At 72.9% G+C, this 3555-nt stretch carries 3 protein-coding genes; 2 read left to right on the top strand and 1 reads right to left on the bottom strand.

The annotated features are described in order from the left end of the window. Nucleotides 1-609, bottom strand: a 609-nt coding sequence (locus tag ACFXPK_RS28540) for a response regulator transcription factor (RefSeq protein WP_385079951.1), incomplete at its 3' end; no start/stop codon positions are given. A 237-nt stretch (nt 610-846) separates the two neighbouring features. On the opposite strand from ACFXPK_RS28540, the gene ACFXPK_RS28535 reads away from it, so the two are divergent. Together ACFXPK_RS28535 and ACFXPK_RS28530 are read left to right on the top strand one after the other, a co-directional pair. After that, on the top strand, nt 847-1473 hold the full coding sequence (locus ACFXPK_RS28535) for a carbonic anhydrase (RefSeq protein WP_385079949.1): 627 nt from the start codon (nt 847-849) through the stop codon (nt 1471-1473). After that, the gene (locus ACFXPK_RS28530) at nt 1467-3503 is read left to right on the top strand and encodes a SulP family inorganic anion transporter (protein WP_385079948.1); all 2037 of its coding nucleotides are present in this window, start codon (nt 1467-1469) and stop codon (nt 3501-3503) included. Before ACFXPK_RS28535 ends, ACFXPK_RS28530 begins: the two co-directional genes overlap by 7 nt. Nucleotides 3504-3555: the final 52 nt, after the last annotated feature.

Raw genomic sequence — 3555 nt, 5'->3', positions numbered from 1 at the left:
CTCCTGCGGCGCGGCCGGGCGGGCCGCCGCCGGCCGGGAAGCCGGCCGGGAAGCGAGCCGGGTATCCGGCGAGGGAGCGGGCGAGGAGACGGGCGGGGGCGGCGTCGCCGGGGCCGGGGGAGCCGTCGGCATCGGGTACGGGAACGCCCCGCGCCCGTGCGTCACCTCGACGCCGATCGGCGCCGGGATCCCGCCGAAGGCCCCCGTGGCCCCGGTCGGGTCCGGCGACACCGCGCCCGCCGGGGCCGCCCAGGCGGCGGTCCTGCGGGTCACGGCCCGGATCCGGGCGATCAACTCCCGTACGCTGAAAGGCTTCGCGAGATAGTCGTCGGCGCCCAGCTCCAGACCGAGGACCCGGTCGGCCTCCGTGCCGCGCGCGGTGAGCATGATGATCGGTACGTCCGAGACCTGCCGGATGCCCCGGCAGACGTCGATGCCGTCCATGTCCGGCAGCCCGAGATCGAGCAGGACGATGTCGCCGTACGGGCCGCGCAGCCCCTCCGCGCCCGTGGCGACCCGGCTCACCGTCAGGCCGTAGCGGCCCAGACCCTCGGCCAGGGGCTCGGCGATCGTCTCGTCGTCCTCGATGAGCAAAGCCCTCAGGGTCATGTATTTCCGTTTCTCCGTGAATTCGACCGACACGAGTTCTCCGCCGTATTCGCGCCGGGGCGAACACCGTACGATAAATGAATCCGGCGGACACGCTTTTCACGGGAGTGGGAGCCAGGTCACAGGTAAGGGCCGAATGATGGCATTGTCTTGGTGTTCCTCTAACCTTCGCCTTGGGTAGCGCTCTCTACGGTGTTGAACCAGGTCCTGGCTCCAACTGCCCCCTGGGGAGACACCATGAAGGCTCTGCTCGAACGCGCCCGCTCGTTCCGGCGCCGGGTTGATTTCGAAAGCGAGACATATCGGAAACTGGCCGAGGGGCAATTCCCGCAGGCGCTCTTCGTGGCCTGTTCCGATTCCCGTGTCATCCCCGCATTGATCACCGGCGCACGCCCCGGCGAGGTCTTCGAAATACGGAACGCCGGCAACATCGTCCCGCCGCACGTGCCGCATCTCGTCTCCGGCGAGGCCGCCACCGTCGAATACGCGCTGGAAGTGCTCGACGTACGGGACATCGTCGTCTGCGGACACTCGCACTGCGGCGCGATGGGCGCCCTGGCCTCCGGCAAGGACCTCTCCGACCTGCCCGGTGTGGGCGCCTGGCTGGAGAACGCCAGGCCCGGACTGGCCGCCGTACTGGACCGCGAGCCGGCGGACTCCACGGATCCGGGGGACGCGCGCGTCACGGAGCTGGCGCAGCTCAACGTACGGGTCCAGCTCGCCGCGCTGCGCCGGTACCCGGCGGCCCGGCGCCGTCTCGACGAGGGCCGGCTGCGGCTGCACGGCTGGTACTACGAGGTCCACACCGGCGAGGTGTGGGAGCTGAACCAGGACGACGACACCTTCCGGGTGCACCCGTGCTGAGCCCGGGGCAGGGGTACGGCGGCCCCGTCCAGCCCGGCCCGCCCGGCAACGGCCGCCACCGGGGGCGGCACGCGGGACGCGCACCGGAACGGGACCGGGAACCCGGGCCGGAACCCGCGTACGGAACGGTGCGGCCGGACCCGTTCGACGCCTTCGGCGCGGACCCCTACGCACCCACCGACCCGTTCGACGTCGCCGCCCCGTACGCGGCTGCCGATCCGTACGTCGGCCCGTACGCGGCTGCCGATCCGTACGCCGGCTCCTACGGGGCGCCGCCGTCCGCGCCGCCCCGGCCGCCGGGCCCGCCGCGCCCGGCCGGGAAGGCGCCGGGCGCGGCGGCGGGGAAGAAGAAGCCGGGGGCGGGCCGGAAGCCCGATCTCGCCACCGAGATCACCGCGTCCTTCGTCGTCTTCCTCGTCGCGCTGCCCCTGTGCATCGGCGTGGCCGTCGCCTCCGGCACCCCGCCCGAGCTGGGCATCATCTCCGGAGTCGTGGGCGGTCTGGTCGTCGGCATGGCGCGCGGCAGCACCCTCCAGGTCAGCGGCCCCGCCGCCGGTCTCGCCGCGCTGGTCGCCGAGGCGGTCCTGGAGCACGGGCTCGCCACCCTCGGCGTGATCGTGCTGGCCTCCGGGGTGCTCCAGATCGGGCTCGGGCTGATCCGGCTGGGCCGGATGTTCCAGGCGATCTCCATCGCCGTGGTGCAGGGCATGCTGGCCGGGATCGGGCTGCCGCTGATGTTCAGTCAGGCGTATCCGATGGCCGACGCCAAGGCCGTCGGCGTACCGATCGAGAACATGCTCGGCATCCCCGGGCTGATCGCGGACACCCTGGCCGACCCGCAGAAGCTGATCGCCGCCGCGCTCGGTATCGGCACCGTCGTCCTCAGCTTCCTCTGGAAGAAGATGCCCGCACCGGTGAACAAGGCGCCCGCCGCGCTGGTCGCGGTGGCCGGGGGCATGGCGGTCGCCGCCCTGCCCGGCGTGCACATCAACACCCTCCAGGTCGGCAATCTGCTGGCGTCCGTGCAGATCCCCGGACCGTCCCAGTTCGCCCTGCTCGCCAACGGCGCGGTCCTCACCACCGTGCTCACCTTCACCATCATCGCCTCGGCCGAGAGCCTGTTCACGGCCGCCGCCGTGGACCGGATGCACACCGGTGCGCGTACCCGCTACAACTCCGAACTGGTCGCGCAGGGCGTGGGCAACACGATCTGCGGATTCCTCGGCGCGCTGCCGATGACCGCCGTCGTCGCCCGCTCCTCCGCCAACGTCCAGGCGGGCGCCAAGACCCGGATCTCCCGCACCCTGCACGGCCTGTGGCTGCTCGCCTTCGCGGTGCTGCTGCCCGGGGTGCTCGCGCTCATCCCGATCTCCGTGCTCGCGGGCGTCCTGGTGCACAGCGGCTGGAAGCTCTTCGCCCCGGCGGAGTTCCCGAAGATGTGGCGCCAGGACCGGGGCGAGTTCGCCGTCATGACCCTCACCACGGTCGTGATCGTCGCCACCGCCCTGCTCGAAGGCGTCCTGGTCGGTCTCGCCGCGGGCATCCTGCTGGCCGCGCTGCGGATGTCGCGGACCTCGGTGCGCACCGAGGTGGCCGGCGACACGGCGAAGCTGGTCATGGCGGGCAACGCGACCTTCCTGCGGCTGCCGAAGCTGATCGACGCGCTGGAGGAGGTCGCCTCGGCCGGGATGCCCAGGATCCGCCTCGATCTGACGGCCGTCACCCACTGGGACCACGCCTGCCGCAGTCAGGTCGACGAGTTCGTGGCCCAGCAGCGGGGCACCGGTGAGGTACGGGTGGAGCTGCTGCGGCCCAACATCCCCGACGCGCCCGCCCCGCCCGCCGCGCCGCCCTCCCCGGCCACGGAGCGGGGCGACTTCACGGCGGCGCCGGGACCGACGGCCGAGTGGTTCTACCTCGACCCGACACCGGTCGAGGAGTACCGGACCCCCACGGACCCGGCGGACCCCTTCGGCCCGGCGGACCCGACGGGACGGGGCGGTTACCGGCCCTCGGCGCGGATGCGCTGACCGCCGCGGGGGGGGCGCGCGGGGCCGGGGGCGCCCCCCCTCGACCAGGTCG

Source organism: Streptomyces sp. NPDC059142 (assembly GCF_042755665.1).
Classification (GTDB): Bacteria; Actinomycetota; Actinomycetes; order Streptomycetales; family Streptomycetaceae; genus Streptomyces.
Note: the sequence above shows the minus strand (reverse complement) of the source record. Positions and strands in the feature narration are given on the sequence as shown.

Excerpts from the sequence above, each read along its gene's own strand:
- ACFXPK_RS28535 (WP_385079949.1), top strand. The coding sequence starts at position 847 with ATGAAGGCTCTGCTCGAACGCGCCCGCTCGTTCCGGCGCCGGGTTGAT.